Annotated in this window: 14 protein-coding genes and 1 pseudogene; 1 reads left to right on the forward strand and 14 read right to left on the reverse strand. The window is 40.6% G+C overall.

Annotation, left to right across the window (positions count from 1 at the left end; translation table 11 throughout):
- Positions 1-549 precede the first annotated feature (549 nt).
- The 13 genes and pseudogenes from QMA00_RS14375 to QMA00_RS14435 all read right to left on the reverse strand — a co-directional run bounded on the left by QMA00_RS14375 (position 550) and on the right by QMA00_RS14435 (position 16,174).
- The gene (locus tag QMA00_RS14375) at positions 550-1,410 is read right to left on the reverse strand and encodes a copper resistance protein B (protein ID WP_016899204.1); all 861 of its coding nucleotides are present in this window, start codon (positions 1,408-1,410) and stop codon (positions 550-552) included.
- Complete coding sequence (locus QMA00_RS14380; protein ID WP_076923060.1) at positions 1,407-3,230, reverse strand: copper resistance system multicopper oxidase; 1,824 nt, start codon at positions 3,228-3,230, stop codon at positions 1,407-1,409. The genes QMA00_RS14375 and QMA00_RS14380 overlap by 4 nt, the downstream gene beginning before the upstream one ends.
- Positions 3,231-3,257: 27 nt before the next feature.
- Positions 3,258-3,728 (reverse strand): nuclear transport factor 2 family protein, encoded by a 471-nt coding sequence (locus tag QMA00_RS14385; RefSeq protein ID WP_076923061.1) that lies wholly within the window; start codon positions 3,726-3,728, stop codon positions 3,258-3,260.
- A gap of 15 nt (positions 3,729-3,743) precedes the next feature.
- Positions 3,744-4,631 carry a CopD family protein gene (locus tag QMA00_RS14390; protein WP_024596191.1) on the reverse strand — a complete coding sequence of 296 codons (888 nt, stop codon included), beginning with the start codon at positions 4,629-4,631 and terminating at the stop codon, positions 3,744-3,746.
- Between the two features lie 19 nt (positions 4,632-4,650).
- Positions 4,651-4,998 (reverse strand): copper resistance CopC family protein, encoded by a 348-nt coding sequence (locus QMA00_RS14395; protein ID WP_004589258.1) that lies wholly within the window; start codon positions 4,996-4,998, stop codon positions 4,651-4,653.
- A gap of 24 nt (positions 4,999-5,022) precedes the next feature.
- The gene (locus tag QMA00_RS14400; RefSeq protein ID WP_138611622.1) at positions 5,023-6,855 is read right to left on the reverse strand and encodes a 2Fe-2S iron-sulfur cluster-binding protein; all 1,833 of its coding nucleotides are present in this window, start codon (positions 6,853-6,855) and stop codon (positions 5,023-5,025) included.
- Complete coding sequence (locus tag QMA00_RS14405; RefSeq protein ID WP_008109638.1) at positions 6,855-7,562, reverse strand: hypothetical protein; 708 nt, start codon at positions 7,560-7,562, stop codon at positions 6,855-6,857. Before QMA00_RS14405 ends, QMA00_RS14400 begins: the two co-directional genes overlap by 1 nt.
- Positions 7,555-10,719, reverse strand: a complete 3,165-nt coding sequence (locus tag QMA00_RS14410) for an efflux RND transporter permease subunit (RefSeq protein ID WP_076923062.1) — start codon at positions 10,717-10,719, stop codon at positions 7,555-7,557. Before QMA00_RS14410 ends, QMA00_RS14405 begins: the two co-directional genes overlap by 8 nt.
- A gap of 15 nt (positions 10,720-10,734) precedes the next feature.
- Positions 10,735-12,492, reverse strand: coding sequence for an efflux RND transporter periplasmic adaptor subunit (locus tag QMA00_RS14415; RefSeq protein WP_076923063.1), 1,758 nt, complete (start codon positions 12,490-12,492; stop codon positions 10,735-10,737).
- Entirely contained in the window at positions 12,492-13,919 is a 1,428-nt protein-coding gene (locus tag QMA00_RS14420) for a TolC family protein (protein WP_004589253.1), read from the reverse strand. Before QMA00_RS14420 ends, QMA00_RS14415 begins: the two co-directional genes overlap by 1 nt.
- Entirely contained in the window at positions 13,919-14,416 is a 498-nt protein-coding gene (locus QMA00_RS14425) for a DUF411 domain-containing protein (RefSeq protein WP_004589252.1), read from the reverse strand. Before QMA00_RS14425 ends, QMA00_RS14420 begins: the two co-directional genes overlap by 1 nt.
- A gap of 107 nt (positions 14,417-14,523) precedes the next feature.
- Positions 14,524-14,871: a hypothetical protein gene (locus QMA00_RS14430; RefSeq protein ID WP_076923064.1), complete on the reverse strand. Its 348-nt coding sequence runs from the start codon at positions 14,869-14,871 to the stop codon at positions 14,524-14,526.
- 119 nt (positions 14,872-14,990) lie between these two features.
- A pseudogene (locus QMA00_RS14435) lies at positions 14,991-16,174 on the reverse strand (IS4 family transposase).
- Positions 16,175-16,530: 356 nt separating this feature from the next.
- Here QMA00_RS14435 and QMA00_RS14440 point away from each other — a divergent pair.
- Positions 16,531-17,973, forward strand: coding sequence for an IS1182 family transposase (locus QMA00_RS14440; RefSeq protein WP_290157783.1), 1,443 nt, complete (start codon positions 16,531-16,533; stop codon positions 17,971-17,973).
- A 275-nt stretch (positions 17,974-18,248) separates the two neighbouring features.
- Here the strand turns inward: QMA00_RS14440 and QMA00_RS14445 are convergent.
- On the reverse strand, positions 18,249-18,597 hold a 349-nt coding region (locus QMA00_RS14445), incomplete at its 5' end, for a hypothetical protein (protein WP_290157785.1).

Genomic DNA, 18,597 nt, shown 5'->3' on the forward strand with positions numbered 1-18,597 from the left:
TTTTTACTTTTTACTTTTTACTTTTTACTTTTTACTTTTTTAAACAGCTTAAACTTCACAAGTATAAAGGGGTGTCTAATTTATACTCATGAGATTGAAGCCAAGCATGAGCACCATTAAAAAAAATAAAAACCCTACGCTCATAACTAGGTATTGAGTAAGGGATCATTTTTCCAATTGTTCAGCTTTAAGCGCAGTACTTTGCAACAATCGGTTCTATCCCGGGCACATCCAATTCCCGTTCATCAAAAGTGATAAAATGGCCTATTGTACGTCTTTCAATGGCGATGTTTTTTGCCTTGACTCTTTAACCTTAACCATTCGCCAACTTTACTTCTTAGCTGATATTCCACCTTGATAGGTATACACCAGACTGGCACCGACTGAAAATAAGAAGTAGCTTACTATTACTGCTCTTAGTTCTTTCCAAAAAAACTATTAGCTAGGCCTTTCCTAACATAACTAAAATGGTTTAAATCCCAAAAAACGAAAGCTACCATCAATATAGTTGCGGTAGCTCTCATCAAGTCAATATAGTATTTCTTCACATCAGAGCCAGAACTTGATACCTGCAACAAAAGCAGTATCACGCGTACTTTGCCCATTTAACTTCGCAAAGTCGGCTGTATTACCAAATTTATTTGTCCACTCAACGCCAACATAGGGAGCAAACTGGCGGGTAAACTCATAACGAACCCGAAAACCAATAGTACTGCTCGATAAACCACTACCAAGGTTATTTTGGACGTCGTCCTTACCGTAAAGCGTTAACTCTGCACGTGGTTGAACAATTAACTTTTGTGTGAGTAATAGCTCATATTCCGCTCTAAGCGATAGTGCTGTATTGCCTTTTTCGCCCAAGTAGCCAGTCATGTCGAGATCAAACCAATATGGAGCAAGCCCCCTAAGGCCAAAAGCTAGCCACTGTCGGTTTTCACCGTCTTTATTGTAATCAAACCGAATCCCTGCTTGTGTATCCCAATATGTTGAAACAGCATGGCCCCATAAAATATCTGTTTGGTTCTCCTCTAGATTTCCTTTGCTAAAATCACCCTCGGTTTTTATGACTAACCTGTCAAAAGTAGTGCCATACCATGCCTGAAAGTCAAAAACACCTGCGTTTGTTTGCTCATTATATTCAAGACGATCCCCTAGTAGCGCGTAAAATGAATGCTCATCTGCCAAAGTCAGTCGTTTGTCGCTACTGAGTGCATAAGGACCTTCAGTCAAAGTTGTACCTGCTGCATAAGCATGGGGGTCTCTAGCATCTTTAGGTGCATCTCCACCTTGTGCTTGCATTTTAGAATCACCCATCTCAGTCATCTCATCTTTTGCAGATACAGATACACTTATAAGGGGCAAACCTATTAATAATAGTCTTAAGGTATTGGTTAGTATTAATTTTTTCATGATACAACTACCTCTCTAAACATACCTGCATCCATGTGGAATAATAAATGGCAATGCCATGCCCAGCGACCTACGTCATGAGGTGTTGTTAAAAAACTAATTCTTTGCGCTGGTTGTACAGGGATAGTATGGCGACGAACCTGTACATCACCTTTTTCATTCTCCAAATCGCTCCACATACCATGCAGGTGCATGGGATGTGTCATCATTGTATCGTTTTGTAAAATAACTCTTAAACGTTGATTATGCTTCATGTGAACTGGCGTGCTTTTTCCAAATTCCAAGCCATCAAATGACCAGCTATAACGCTCCATGTTTCCAGTTAAATGTAATTCAATTTCAGCCTCTGGCTCTTGCTGGTTTGTAATTCCCTCAAGAGAATGTAAATCTGCAAGTGTTAAAACACGGCGTCCATTTTTACGTAAACCTATACCGGGATCATCAAGGTTTGTTCTAGGCATATCAACACGCATATCAACAGAAGCTCCATACTCTGTTTTTGCATGACGCACTTTAGTGCTAGCAACAGCTAATGGGTTTTTAGTCATTCCATGTTTACTATGATCCATTGCCATCGCTCCATGACCCATTGCACTATGATCCATTTTATTAGAATTCATGCCCGACATGTCTGCCATACCTGCCATCGCGGAATGCTCACCACCTTGGGCCATATTCCCCATCATATCTGTCATCGTTAACCATTCAACGGGATCTAGAGCAGGTACTGGTGCATCAATATTAGGTGCCATTGATAAAGTACCTTTAGCATAACCTGAGCGATCCATGCTTTGTGCAAAAATCGTATATGCATCATTTTTTGGCTCGACAAGTACATCATAAGTTTCACCGGGACCAAATCTAAATTCATCTACTGTCACAGGTTCAACATTTTGTCCATCAGCTTGTACAACTGTTAACTTCAGCTCAGGTATTCTTACATCAAAAAACGTATTGCTAGAACCGTTAATAAATCTAAGCCTAACCTTTTCGCCAGCTTTAAACATTCCACGCCAGTTTGTCAAAGGCGCACAACCATTCATTAAAAAAGTCATTGCAGATGCTGATAAGTCTGCAAGATCTGTAGGGTTCATTCTCATTTTATTCCACATTTCCCGGCGTTGTAGCGCATTTGAAACGCTGCTATTTGAAATGTCATCAAAAAACTCTGGAACAGTAGGTTGATTAAAGTTAAATACATCGCTTTGTACTTTTAACTTGCGAAACAAATCCATTGGGTCATCATCAGTCCAATCAGACAATTGGATAACATGCTCATTGTCAGCACTAATAATATCCTTTTCTCTTGGCTCAATAATTAATGCGCCGTACATACCTGTCATTTCTTGAAAGCCACTGTGTGAGTGATACCAATATGTGCCGCTTTGTTGCAGCTTAAATTTATAAACAAAGGTTTCACCCGGCATTATACCTTTAAAGCTAATACCCGGTACGCCATCCATTTGATACGGAAGAATGATCCCATGCCAATGAATTGAACTCGGCACTGATAATTTATTAGTTACCCTGATAGTAACGTCATCACCTTCTCTGAGGCGCAAGGTAGGAGCTGGTATTGAGCCATTGATTGTTGTAGCCATTCTTACAACACCTGTGAAGTTTACGGGTGACTCATCTATCACCAGATCTATTATTTCTCCACTTAGTTCGGGCACAGTACCTGTTATTGTTCCAGCCACTAAAGATGAAGCAGCATGAAGAATGCTTGGAAAAGCAGCTAATATACCGCCAGCAGCTAATCCTTGTACAAAGCGTCTACGTGGCGTAGAAACTTGATGTAATGGATTGTTGTTTCTCATTTTACTCTCCGTTGTTTGACCAATAAATTAATGTGACCAATGAATGTGCTTAATCTTCCATTCACCATTTTGTTTTTCCAGCACCATCGTTTCCATGCCTTGATAATCGCGTTCAACACCTTTATGGGTACCTGTAGTTTGACTGCGCGAGGCAGAGATAGCTGTATTTCCAAGTATCGTCACTTGATGTTCAAGTGTGTCGCTCTTCATCGCTGCTAAATACTTCATATCCGACAACATATGATGATGAGCATATTCATCAGCGCTCCTTTCAACGCGGCCTCCCTCGAAAATGGTGACATCATCCGCTAACTGCGCTCTAGCCTGTTTTTGATTGCCAGTTTCAAGTGCTTGATGAAATGCCAAAACAACTTTTGCGGCTGGTGTATCTACACCTTTAAACAATCCTTTGTCTTTATTCTTATCACCATGAGCGTTTGCTGCGAAACTAAACGTCATTAATAAAACGAGTAGGATATTTATTGTTTTCATTTTCATTTTCTCTTTTAGGTTTTAATTTGCAGGGCCAACAACACTAGTAAGCCCAGCCGTTACAGATAAAATGGCAAAAGCTACTACCATTTCTATCGAGATAGATTTAGATAAAGCCTCTCTGCCTTGACTATTTTTAAGTTGTGGAACGAGTATTAGTTTATGTTTAGCAGCAAGTGCCAAAATAGACACTACAAGGGCCAATTTAAACAACAGTGTTTGTCCGTAACTTGAGCTTATTAGTGCATCAAGACTTCCGACCAATTGAATCACGAGCCAGAGGCCTGCTACCAACAATAGGCTCAATGTAAAACTTGCTTGTTTGCCAAAGCTTTCCATCAGCAAATGAAGTTCTGCATAACTTAGCTGATGGCAAGCCTGTTTTAGTGGCAATAACGCCCCAAACCACCATGCCATAACGAGCACATGCAAAATAAGCAAGCCTTTTTCAATTGTGCCTAACTCAGAAATATGACCCAGTAACGTGAATGAGTATGCAAGGATTAATAAACTCAACATTAAAGCGCTTTGTTTTAAGTACGAGTTCACAGCGAGTTTGAACCTTAAAGCTAAAGCGATTATTGCGGTAACTAGCCCAAGCGCTCGAAGCAAAGCTCCAGTGCCGACAGAGGAGTCCCACATAATAGCCAATATATCAGCGTCTATCGCCCCCTGAATTCCCTCTTCTGCCATTGCACCAGTACTGGCAAAGAACCAAGTAATATTAGCGATCAAAGCCATAACTATATAAGTTCTTGTCCACGTTAAATTCGCTATTACAGCATTAGTATGAGATTCATTATTCTCAAATATTTGCCTGAAAAATGTATAACCAGCAATACAGGCAAAGCCGACGTAAAATACAATTTTTGACAGTACAATGACTGTATTCCAGATATACATTTCCATATCAATCACACCGCCTATTTTAGTGAACCATAAAGCCGAAGCTATGTTTCATTTTATGACCATCGTTACCTAAGAAGGTTACATCCACAGCATAGTTTGCAGGAGCTAATTTAGGTAGTTTCCATGTAAATTTGCTAGTAGCGACTTTAGAAGGCTCGAATCCAAATTTAAATTCTTCGCCTTGTTTATTGGCCAATGAAACTTTTACAACCCGTACCTCTTTGGTGAACACCAAAGTTAACTCTTCTGGAGGATTCATTAGCATTGCATTATCAGCAGGCACACTTTTTTCAAGATGCACATGCGCAAATACCGCACTACTAAAAACGACACTGATTACGGTTAAAAATTTAATTAATGTTTTCATATATACCTCTATTTATTTAATGGATTAACGACTAAATTTATCTTTGAAAATTTGATTACTTGGAATCCCAGCATCTGTAATTATTTTTTCCACTTCACTCATCATTGCTTCTGGACCGCACAAGTAAAACTCAGCCAAAAGCAGTTCTGATTTTTGGTTCATATACGGCAGAAGTACTTTTTGAACATAGCCTGAGTGCCCTTGCCATTCTTCTGAAGGATTAGAAAGAGTAGGAATATAAGAGAAGTTTTTATGCTTCTCACTCAGTGACTTCAATTCATTATGGTATAGCAAGTCATCTTCAGTTCGCGCACCATAGATAAGAGTCAAGCCACTTTTATCTTTATGCTTTTTCAACTGTTCAAAAATAATAGACCTTAGTGGTGCAAGTCCTGAACCCGCACCTATAAACACGCGACTAACTTTTTTATTTGAAGTGGCATAAAAATCAGAAAAAGGGCCTTTTGCAGTTATCGTTTCACCTACTTGGAGTGAACCTAAATAACTTGAACCTATTCCTGCTTTAAAACCATTCTTTGCGGTCTGCCAACGGATATTAAACATTAACTCATCAGACTCCTCGTCAAAGTTAACTAATGAGTAGTGGCGAGTTACACCGTTATGAGAAAATTTTCCATGATAGTAGCTATCCCAGTATTTTTCATAGCACTCTGGCATATCATCTGGACGTAAGCTATTCATCCCTGCTGGCACATGAAATTGCATATATGCACCAGCTTTAAATGCCAACTGTTTGCCTGATTTCAGCTTAAATTTCACTTCCTTGATAAAAGGAGTAATGAAATTAGTCGCAACCACAACTAGCTCATGATTTTCAATATTGCGATCAGTATTAACTTCAATCGAACTAATTTCAGAGAACCTATGCTGACATCCAAGCCGATAACCTTCCTTAAGTTGCTCCTGAGATAAATGTTCCTGTTCAGATAGTGTGATAGGTAATTTAGTTGAACTTAAGAACACGCATTTGCCACAAGTACCGCCACCACCGCAACCTGAAGGAAGGTATACATGTGAACTAGCTAGCCCTTCTAGTACAGTTGAGCGACCAACTGCTGAGATGTCAGTAATAGTATTTTCATTGGAAAACGTCACTGCCACTTTTTGCCTGTTAGTGCCCCAACCTAGCTTCAGTAAACCACTTCGATACTGTTGTATCAGCCAAGTAACACCAGTAATTGAAAGGAATAGCGTTGCAAAAGCAAATGCAATGATCAACCAATGGTTAAATCCTCCAGAATTGCCATAGTCCATAAAGTGAAGCTTCATCATCAGATCTTTCAATCTGAAATCATCATTGGCATGGCGAAGTACTTGACCTGTAATACTATCTAAATAAATAGTTGTATTGTTCTCATCCTCAACGGCAACTTGCCACATAGGATTTTGCTGCCTTACGTGATCAGAAAACGGAGGTTGAGATAACACTGGAGTAGTTAACTTACCCTGTCCTGAGTAGGAGTTTTTTGCCAAAGTTAGTACTTGTTCTTCAGACAAATTAAATGGCTTTCCTGTTACAGCATCAAATAGCTTTGAGTGGCGTTCTTGATAGCTATGCTGCCCCTTATCGAACACAAAATGATAGTAAGGCTGATGTAAAACCCATATAAGGTTTACTTCCTGCGGAGCATTACTAGTAATGTCTTTAATAGGGAATAGGTCAAAGCCTGTAATGCTACCTTCATGATGAGAATGAACTCTAAGTTCATTACCACTGGCTTTACTGTGATCCATCAAATTGAAGTAAAGGCCCGTTCCCAACCAAATAAGCAGTTGTAAACCAACAAATAAAGAAAGCCACTTGTGTATCGTTGTATTTAACTTAAATAGTCGCATCAAATGACTCTCTTTTTATTTGGGGAAAGCACTCGGTAATAAGTCAATACTGCGCCAGTAATTGCTCCCATTAGACCTAGAGTTGCGACCAAGAACAAAAACCAGTTAGATACGTTTTCTCCATCATAGTAATCCATAATGTGGAACCGCCACATCCAATCAAACAATCGCCAGTAATCATGACGCTTGGCAACAAGTGATCCTGTTTGTTGACTTATATAAAATGTCGGTGTGGAGAATTGCTCAAACGTCACTCTCCAAACAGGTAAATGCCTTGGGGACAACTCAGCAGGCAAGTTTGTCGCTGACTTAATCAACCTTATGCTGTCGATTTGATGATTCAGCACATAATGGTATTGTGCGATTTCTTTAGCCTTGGTTTCATCTACAAGGGCCTGAACAGCTCCAGTTTTAGCATCTATTGCTACTTTTCCATTTTCTCCATTAATAAAAGAATACAAAGGACGGCCCATACTTTGAGTAAGTGTAACTTGGCTAGCTTTAGGATAATCCGCAGCTAGCTTTACAATGGAGTAATCCATACTTGCTAAATCTATTTTGGCTTCCTCACTCTTAGCCAAGGTTTCGCCGTGTATATAGTGAATATCCATAGTCACCATATACACACCAGTAATCGACCAGAAAAGGAATTGTATCCCTACAAATGCCATTAGCCATTTATGGTACTTCCTAGCTTTTCTAAGCATTGTTTTTTAGCTCCGAGTTAGAAAGTTCCTTGTTAAAGGCGTTTACTTCGGGCTTTTTAACGATTGAATAAATCGCGGGTAAAACAATTAGAGTTAGCAGGACTGCACTTGTCATCCCACCTACCATTGGTGCAGCAATACGACTCATTACCTCAGAGCCTGTTCCTGTACCATATAAAATAGGCATTAGGCCGATAATGATTGTCGCTACTGTCATCATTACAGGACGAACACGTAATCCAGCACCGTGCAATAAGGCATCTTGATATTCATCTTCTGAGATGAGTTCTGCTCGCTCTTTCGCTTTTTCCTTAAGCTCAGCAAGTGCCTGATTGAGATAGACCAACATTATCACACCAATCTCAACCGCTACCCCAGCTAGAGCAATAAAGCCCACGCCAACAGCCACAGAGAAGTTAAACCCTTCCAGATACATCAACCATAAGCCACCAATCATCGCCATCGGCAAGGTAACGATAATGATAGCCACCTCACTAAACGCTCTGAAGTTTAAGTAAAGTAGAATAACAATAATGGCGAGTGTTAAAGGCAATACATAGGTGAGCTTTTCTTTCGCTCTTTCCATATATTCGTATTGCCCAGCCCAAGTAATTGAATAACCTGCTGGTAGTTTTAGATTATTAGCCAAGTGTATTTTTGCACTTTCAACATAAGTACCTACGTCAACACCGTCTATATCGATAAACGTCCAGCCATTTAAACGAGCATTTTCACTCTTAATCCCCGGCGGACCGTTCTCAACTCGAATATCTGCGACATCACCTAGTGCAATGCGTTGACCACTTGGTGTTACAACAGGTAATCGTGATAGCTGCTCAGGAGAGTCTCGATAGTCTTGCGGATAGCGTAAGTTAACAGGGTAACGCTCTTGACCTTCTACCGTTTGGGTAACGTTCATACCACCAATAGCTGTAGAAACCACTTGTTGAACATCTTCGATGTTTAACCCAAAGCGACTTGCCTTATCGCGTGAAATATCAACCTTGATATATCGTCCACCTGCAACTCGCTCTGAGTAAACTGATGCTGTGCCTGTAACTTCGGGTAAAATTTGCTCTATTTGTTGGCCGATTTCCTGAATCACATCAAGCTCTGGTCCGGCGACTTTAATACCCACAGGCGTTTTAATACCTGTTGCCAACATATCAATACGAGTTTTGATTGGCATAACCCAAGCATTCGTCAAGCCCGGAAACTTAACCAACTTATCAAACTCAGCTTTTAAAGATTCTGTTGTAACTCCCTCACGCCACTCTTCTTGAGGCTTCAACTGAATGAAGGTCTCAATCATAGTTAGAGGCGCGGGATCAGTTGCAGTTTCAGCTCTTCCTACTTTACCAAATACTGTTTCAACTTCTGGCACTGTTTTAATTAGCTTGTCTGTCTGCTGTAGAATTTCTCTTGCCTTACCAATAGAGATCCCCGGATATGTAGTCGGCATGTACATTAAATCTCCTTCATCTAGAGGAGGAATAAACTCGCTACCAATCTTATCAACAGGCCAAAAACCGACGATAGTCACTAATATTGCTGCTACAATTGTCGATTTTGGAAACTTCATTACTTGCTTTAAAACAGGCATGTAAATAGCAATTAGCAATCGGTTTAACGGATTTTTCTTTTCTGAAACAATTTTGCCTCGAATAAAGTACCCCATTAATACAGGCACCAATGTTATCGCTAAGCCTGCTGATGCAGCCATTGCATATGTTTTTGTGTAAGCAAGAGGAGAGAACATTCTTCCTTCTTGCGCTTCCAAAATAAATACAGGCAAGAATGAGACTGTAATGATGAGCAAACTAAAGAATAATGCAGGACCGACTTCACTTGCCGCCTTTGAGACTATTTGCCAACGATTTTCATCTGTTAGCGGTGTCTTTTCCATATGTTTATGCATATTTTCAATCATCACTATTGCGCCATCTGTCATCGCACCAATTGCAATAGCGATACCACCTAATGACATAATATTCGCATTGATACCTTGCATATGCATGATGATAAATGAAGCTAAGATGCCAATAGGTAGAGTGACAACTGCAACAATCGAAGATCGCAAATGAAACAGAAATGCAACACATACAATCGCGACGACAGCAAGCTCTTCGAGCAATTTACTCCATAGGTTTTCTACCGCCTCTCCTATTAAGCCAGAGCGATCATAAACCGTAACTATTTCAACTCCTTCGGGTAAACCTTTTTTTAACTCTTCTAATTTGGCTTTTACTCCATCAATGGTTTTTTGTGCGTTTTCACCAAAGCGCATAACAACCACACCACCAACAACTTCTCCTTCACCATTAAGTTCCGCGATGCCCCGTCTCATTTGTGGACCTAAGTTAACTTCTGCCACATCGCCAATAGTAAGCGGCGTTCCTTGTTCGTTCACACCGAGAGGGATCAACTCTATATCTGAAATACTTTTGATATAGCCAGTAGCGGTAACCATGTACTCTGCTTCAGCCATTTCAACAACAGAGGCACCTGTTTCTTGGTTACCACGCTTAAGGGCCATTTGAATGTGACTAAGTGGTATACCGTAGGCTCTTAACTTATCGGGATCGACTTGTATTTGATATTGTTTAACCATTCCACCAACGGCAGCAACCTCTGACACTCCGGGGACAGTTTGCAATTCATATTTTAAGAACCAATCTTGAATACTACGCAATTGGCTAATATCCAAGTTGCCCGTTTTATCTACAAGAGAATATAGGTAAACCCAGCCAACACCTGTCGCATCTGGCCCTAGTTGTGGACGCGCACTAGCGGGTAGTGAAGGGGCTACTTGACTTAAATATTCAAGTACTCTGCTCCTTGCCCAATATAAGTCAGTGTCTTCGTCAAAGATGACGTAAACAAATGAGTCACCAAAAAATGAATAGCCACGAACAGTAACAGCGCCGGGAACAGACAACATTGCAGTTGTCAGTGGATAAGTAACCTGATCTTGAACAACTTGCGGTGCCTGACCGGGGTAATTCGTTTTAATTATTACTTGAACGTCAGATAAATCTGGTAGTGCATCAACAGGCGTATTCTTTATTGAAAATAGCCCACCACCAATCAAAATTAAGGTAGCTAAGATAACAAAGAAGCGATTGCCAATTGACCATCTAATAATTGATTCAATCATTATTTTTCTCCCAACTTAATGATTCGAGTGATCAACGACCGGCTTATTTTCCTTGCCGTGTTGTTCATCTGATTCAAGAGAAATGTCAGTGATAACTAAGTCATCCCTAACCTCAAAAGTGAAAGTGACATTATCACCAACATTGAAATCAACTATTTCTATATTGTCCGCGACGATAAAATCCATCGTCGCAGCAGGTCTATCCCACTTCTCTATTGGGCCTCGGCTAATATTTAGAATCCGTGTATCAATATCAATCGCATTAATTAAACCTGATACTGTTGCTGATGATACTTCTTCACTCATATCAGCAGGCTCACTCATGATATGAATTCCAGTAACTTCATATCCACCCTCTTCGGTTTTGCTCACTTCAAAGTGCAAAGATTGACCTGACTTTAATGAGTCAATATCGACTTTTTCAGCCACAGTAAAATCCATAACCATTTCAGGCCAATCCCAAGCTTCAGCAGGGCCATGTGAAATATTAACCATGCGGTGCCCTGCCATAACACTATTAACATCCCCTTGCATCCAAACAGAGTTAGGCACTTCATCATGAGTCATTCGTTTAAAGTCAGAGCTTTTACTTGATTCAGAATCAATCAAGAATTGGGCAGATGTCACCACAACGTCATCTTCATTTAAGCCGTCTAATATTTCGATGCTGTCGATATCAACCCGGCCAATAGTCACTTCAATAGATTTAAATTGCCCATCACCTAACGCAAGTACTACTCTGTCCTGTTTACCTGTTCTAATAACGGCTTCTTTAGGCACGAGGATGGTGCTATCAGCTTGATTAGCGTGAATAGAGACTTGTGCAAACATATTTGGTTTTAATTGATAGTCTGTGTTATCAAATTTCAATCTCACTCGGAGTGTGCGTGTTTTACTGTTCAATGTTGGATAAACATAATCAACGACACCAGCCCAGTCCTCACCGGGTAAATAATCCAGTGTCATTGATACAGGAAGTCCTTTTTTAATTAAGGCTGCGTCACGTTCAAACACTTCTGCTTCAACCCAAACTTGATCTAGCTGGCCAATGCTTAATAAGGTGTTTCCCGGCTTTACATAAAAACCTTCTCTAACCTTCAAACCATCGACAACACCTGCTTGTGGTGAATAAAAGGTAATTGTTTGCTGAACCTTTCGTGTCTTTTCTAGCTTTTGAACAAAGTCTGCTGAAAGCTGTAACGCTTTTAGGCGATCTTTGGCTGCTGAAATTAAAGAACTATTGTTGCGCTTTAACGCTATTAACAGCTCTTCCTGAGCATTAACTAACTGAGGAGAATATAGTGTATAAAGAGGCTGCCCTTTCTCTACAGGGTTACCTGCTGCTTTGATGTAAAGTTTATCAATCCAGCCATCAACCCGTGGGTGGATATGAATTAGCTTATCTTCATCATATTGAACATAACCTACCGTTGAGATTTCAGTATGCATATTTTTCAGTTCAACAGGTGCAGTGCGAACCCCAAGGTTATTCACTACATGAGGCGCAATTTTTACTGCTCCGGGGCCAAAGTCATCACCAGATGATCCTTCCTCATACACTGGAATTAGATCCATCCCCATAGGCGACTTACCGGGCTTGTCCCGGCGGTAATTAGAATCCATCGGTGCAACCCAATACAGAGGCTTTTTTTCTCCTGATGTTGCTTCATTACTATTACTGTTTGAGCCAGTACCTTGATATAAACTCAATGCTCCAGCACCAAGTGCTGCCCCAATGATGATGGCAATAATTGTTTTTGTATTCGTTGACATTATTTTTCTCCAAATTGCTGACTGGATAAGTGCTGATTAGTTTTGTGTGAAGTTTGCATCGACTTATGTTCAGCATTTGAGTTAGATTGAGAATGTGCAAAGAAATAGTTGATACGAGCAACTGTTTTAAGTGCGTCAACATCAATTCTTAAAGCTGATATTCTGGTATTTAATTCGGCAATTCTTGCTCGAACAACTTCGGCAAAATCGCCATCATCATTTGTGTAGGCTGTCAATGACGCTTCTGCTTGGTCATGAGTTTGTTTAAGGAGTTGTTCTTGATAGATAGATTGTCTATCTGATAAGCGTTTAAGCTGTCTTAGTTCTTTTTCTAAAACACTGATCATTTGCTTTGTCAGTAATAGTTTCTCGGTTTTAATAGTCTCTGAATCTGCAATAGAAGCTGCAACTTGCTTATCTTGTCTGTTCTCGGTAAACAAGGGTAAATCAAACGTTACCCCAACAGAAAATAAATCAGCTCGGCTATCACCAGAGGGCATATTGTCGCGATAAGCATAACTAGCATTAACACCCCATTGCGGCTCATATTGCTGTTTGGCTAACTCAATTCCTTTTTCTGAAGCTTTGCGTTTTATATCAATCGCAAGTATGGCTGGGTGATTCGAAAGCTCCTGAGCCAATAGATTTCTTGAGTAATTAGATGCTTTTAGGACTGTTGGATTATTCAATTGAATCGAAGGCAATTCTTTTGAGACGCTAAACTCTAATGGTTGCGCGTCAAAGTTGAATGATTCATTCAAACGATCCGCATCGTAAATATGAAGCCACTCATTGAGACGAGCGATTGTCGTTTCTAGTTTCTGCTTTTGCGAAGTTAATCTGTCATCTAACTGCACGATTTCCAACTGAGCACGAATAACATCTTGCTGTCTAGTTTTACCAACAACGTTTGAATAGCTAGCTTTAGCCACTTCCGCCATCTGCTCAAAGAGAGACCAATCATCTTCAATCAATTTAATAGTTTGTTGGGCTAAGTAAGCATCTAACCAAAGTTGTGACACTTGGCTTTTCAACTTAGCTTTACGATCCTCTCGTAACAGTGGAAATTTCGTGGACTCAATTTGTAACTGGTCTTTCTTGATCTCTAGACTGTCGCCTCTCGGAAACATTTGAGAGACGCCAACCTTTAGCTGAGTCATTCCTTCCTGATCTAAATCCCAAGTATCTGTTGGTAAATTCATTATCCCTAGCGATACTTTCGGATCAGGCAAAGTACCTGAAGCAATACTTCTATTTTCAACTGCACTTTGTTTCAATCGGCTACCATGAAGCCAAGGATCATTTTGCTGAGCTAAGGTGATAGCTTGTTCAAGCGACACTACTTTCTCAGCTTGAGCTGAGAATACAGATAAGCCGAGTATTAATGCAGTTGAAAGTGAAGTAAGGTTTGAAGAGTTCAATTTCATTAGAATTGCTCCTCGTATGTCTTAACTTTTGCATAGACTTTGCTCGTTCCATCTTTAAATAGAATTAACACGTTGTATGGCATAAAGCGGTCATCGACTTCCATACCGGGAGAGCCAACTGGCATTGCTGGAACTGAAAGCCCAATCGCATTGGGATGTTCTTCTGATAAGAACTGCTGAATAAATTTAGCAGGTATATGACCTTCAAAGGCAAATCCATTTCTACTCACTGCCGTGTGGCATGAACGGTAATTAGGTTTGATACCATACTTAGTTTTGATGTTGCCGATGTTTCGGAAATCTTTGGAATGCGCAACGATCCCTTTGTCTTCAATATGAGTTATCCATTTTTTACAACACCCACAAGTAGGGGTTTTATAAACGATTAACTCCAAAGGTGTTACGTCGTTATTGTGTGCATGGTTATGTTCGTTGGCGTTTGCAAACGCAGGTGAAAGCAGCATTACTACTGCTATTTTTAAATACTTATTGATCATTTTTGCCCCCAGACATCGCTGGAAAATATCTATAGCGCTACGACGCTATATTGACTAACAGAAAAATTAATTACATGTGCGAGAAATTTGGACGCACTAATCCTGTATTAGGCAAAAATTGGTGGACGATAAAGGGAAGTGGAAATTGAATGAGGTTGTTTAGATTGCAGAGCAGCTACAGATTCACTGAATATTTGAATATCTGTCGAATCAATACTGGAATTTAGGACTGTCGTAGATGAGCAAGCATTTGCAGGACAAATACATTCAACGTCACAACAATCTTCTGATTGACCATTACTGCTTTTATTCATATCACCATGATCCATGTTCATGTGTGATTCGTGAGAACCTGATGACATTTCGCAAGGCATAGCAGAATACGCAAATGCTTGCCCTACAAAGGCAACCAGCATAAGCGTCATTACTAAGACTTTTGAAAATGCTTTAGACATAAAATTCTCTTACAAATATACATCTCTAATACTAATGCAAATTTTTGACTAAGTCAATTGATGCTGTATAAACATTTATGAATATTTGCTGAGGGATCCCCTCGAATTTGACCATAGTATCAGCTCTTTTCCAGTTTGATGACACCCCAGTCAAACTCTGCGGCCCAGAGCGTGACTTGCCGTCTTGCCGTCTTGCCGCTTGTATCTCTTCTTCAGTTAAGCCCAGCTGGGCGGCCTTTGATAATCGCATTCCCAGGTAGTTAAATGAGAGTACTCGCCGATGTTTGATGCTGTTAGCCTGAAACTGCAAGTGCTTCCCGGCCAGCTCTGCCGCCAGCCCTATCATGTAATGCAACCAATTTGCCAGTGCCGCCAATAGCAACAGCACTTCCAATCGTTCGCGTTTATAAGTACGGTGGGCTTCGCTACCTAAGCCATAGGTCTGGCTTTTCTGGTCGCGGAAGCTCTCTTCTATTTGCATGCGTTTGCCGTAGCATTTGGCAATCTTCGTCGCGTAATCGAAGCAATTGGGCAAGGATGAGACCAACAACCACGGCTCTTTATATTGCTTGTGTTTGTCGGATTTTCGCAGCTTCCAACCGGTGCCCACCAGCACGGCTTGAGTGCGATATTGCTGGGCTTTGGTCAGCTTAACCTCACCCAAGACTTGGGGCGTAGGGCGTGCTTTTTTGTAGGCTTTGGCAACCGTGATATAGGCATCCTGGCCGGGTAGTTGCAGTGTCTGGTTGCCACGAACTCTGGCAATGTAATGCCAGCCGAGCTTACGTATTTGCTTAAACCACGGCACTTTAAAACCCGCATCGGTAATAATCACCGGCTTAAAGTCTGCCGGCAGTACCTGCTTTAACCGGTATAAAAACGCCCTGTGTACGTGTGGGCACGTATACTCGTCCATCGGCACAACAACTTGATGTAACGTCAGTGGGCGACCTTCCAGCGCCAGGCTGGCACGCAGGATAAAATGGCGCTTTTCGGTGTCGGCATTGCTCCAGTCCACTAAAATCAGCGGCTGTTTGCCCTGACGTAGCAAGCGGGTCATTTCGCCATAAATAAGCGGCGCCTCTGCTTGAAGCGCTTCATTTCTTAGCAAACGGTCAGCTCGTTTGATGCCGTGTTTTTATGACGTTTCACTGTCAAAATTACGGCCGATAGCCGTTACCGTGCATTGGCCATTCTGCATCAAGCTTTGTACTGCCGCCCCCACAGCTAAAAATCGGGCTTTGTGCATACATTTGGGGGTGACAAATGAGAGGAAATCGGCGAGCATTGTTTTTACATTCATGGCAGCATTCATGGTTAGGTGTTTTTGGCGAAAGATCAGATCGGGAACTGCCATGAATGTTCCCTTCGCCTCTAACTATTTGTTTTATCTACGCCATTCGTGGGGATTCGTCAGCTATATTGCTTTAATTAAACTTACAAATACTTTTAGGTACATCTGATATTTGTGCAAGCTATAAATTCGTTGCTCACCATTGACTAGAAGTGTCCGCTTTTGGCACAGACTGTGTGAAAACTCTGATCACCTTTTGGTCTAAGTATGTTCTGCTTATGATCTATTAATCTATACATTTAGTTCACTTAATATACTGATATTTATATAATTAGACTATTGATTCAGTTGAGGGTTGAGGCAGTATGTCAAAGTTTATAAGCGGTGAAAGTCGTGACCAATCAACGTTATTTCCAGAATCGTTGGAAGACTACGTCAGTGAAGATAATACGGTCAGAGTGATTGATGTTTTCATTGAGGAACTAAATCTAGCTGAATTGGAGTTTAAAGGGTTAACTTTAAAGTCCACAGGCCGCCCTAAGTATCATCCAGCCACATTATTAAAACTGTATCTTTATGGTTACCTCAACCGTATTCAATCATCCCGCCGATTAGAAACCGAATGCCAACGCAATATTGAACTGATGTGGCTACTTGGTAAGTTGGCACCCGACTTTAAAACGATTGCTGATTTTAGAAAAGACAACGGAGATGGTATAAAAAATGTGTGCAAAACGTTTGTTGAAGTCTGCCGTCGTCTGAATATGTTTGAGAAACCAGTTGTTGCCATCGATGGTAGTAAGTTTAAAGCTAGCAACAACAAAGGCAATAATTTTACGCCAAGCAAAGTTAAATTCCACATCGACCGAGTCGAAAAGAACATTGAACGTTACCTTGAATTACTTGATGAAGCCGATAAAGAGCAAGCTAACGTCACAAAAATTAAAGCCACAAAAGATAGGCTAGCTGACTTTCGCAGCCAGTTAAAAAAACTACACGAGATTAAAGAACAAGTTGAAGCTCATCCTGACAAGCAAATATCCACTACTGATCCTGATTCACGTTTAATGAAAACTCAAGGTTTTACAAGAGTTGTGAGTTATAACGTGCAAAGTGCGGTTGATACCAAGCACCACCTTATAGTGACGCATGAGGTGACCAACGTGCCAGATAGAGGCCAGCTTGCGTCAATGACAAAACTCGCACAAAAAGCATTGCGCAAGGAAGATATAAGGGTATTAGCAGATAAAGGTTACTTCAGTCAGCCCGATATAAAAGATACTATCGATTTGGGTGCAGAGCCAATCATGCCCAAGACGGATACATCGTCCTCTGAAAAGAAAGGGATATTTAACCGCTCACTCTTCAAATACGATGCAAATAAAGATATTTACTTATGCCCCGCTGGTAATGAACTTCAAAATCGAATGCAGGTATTTGAGCAAGGTAAATACCTTGATGTTTACTTCAATCACATTGCTTGTCGAGATTGTAAAATAAGAAGTCAGTGCACTAACTCTAAAAAAGACCCTAGGCGAATAAGGCGGTGGGTGCATGAGATTCTGACAGAAGAAATGCTTCAAAAGCTAAAGAATGAACCTGAATTGATGCTTCATCGCAAGCAAACTGTTGAGCACCCCTTTGGCACAATTAAACTCTGGATGGGAGCTACCCACTTACTAACACGAGGTTTAAAAAGCGTGGGGACAGAAATAAGTCTTCATGTCCTAGCTTACAACTTCAGAAGAATGATAACAATTATGGGAGTTAACGGCCTAAGTAAAGCAATTAGAGTAGCGTTGCCATAGCAGTTTCGCTCGCGCGGAGAAAATTGCGATACTGAGAAAAAATCGATCGCAACCATCTTAAATGGTTTCAAACTAAGAACATACCCAAGACAATTTATTAAAAATTAGTTTTCACACAGTCTGTGCCATAAGCGGACATTGATAGCAACGCTCAATTAAGGTGTAAGGCACACAATACTGATGCTGTCACATACCTCTTAATCATTAAAACCGACGCATAGTAAAAATGCCATGCGTGCCGAACCCCTCTTAAATCGTGTTAGGTGTGTTCTAAATTAGTACTTTTTGAAGTTGTCTAAGCTTCTTCCACCTTCACTGGATATATTTAAAATACGGCAAACAACTTCAAAATACTGAGGCTCAATACCTTCGATTTCTTTGTATTCGCCATGATCGTTAAGTGATCGAATTATCGGGTAGTTTCCCCACAAGTTATTGCTAGTTATATAATCATTTACTTGTGTGTGTTTTGAGAACCCATTTGCCTTAAATATACCGATAAATTCTTGAATTTCTGAATTCTCGCCTTGGCTTAAACTCATCCCTTTCAAAACGCTATTTGCTCTATGTGCATATTCTCTCCAGCTTTGATCACCCAATTGCATTAACTTTGATCGCTTATTC

Source organism: Pseudoalteromonas sp. APC 3694 (assembly GCF_030407565.1).
Taxonomy (GTDB): Bacteria; Pseudomonadota; Gammaproteobacteria; order Enterobacterales; family Alteromonadaceae; genus Pseudoalteromonas; species Pseudoalteromonas tetraodonis.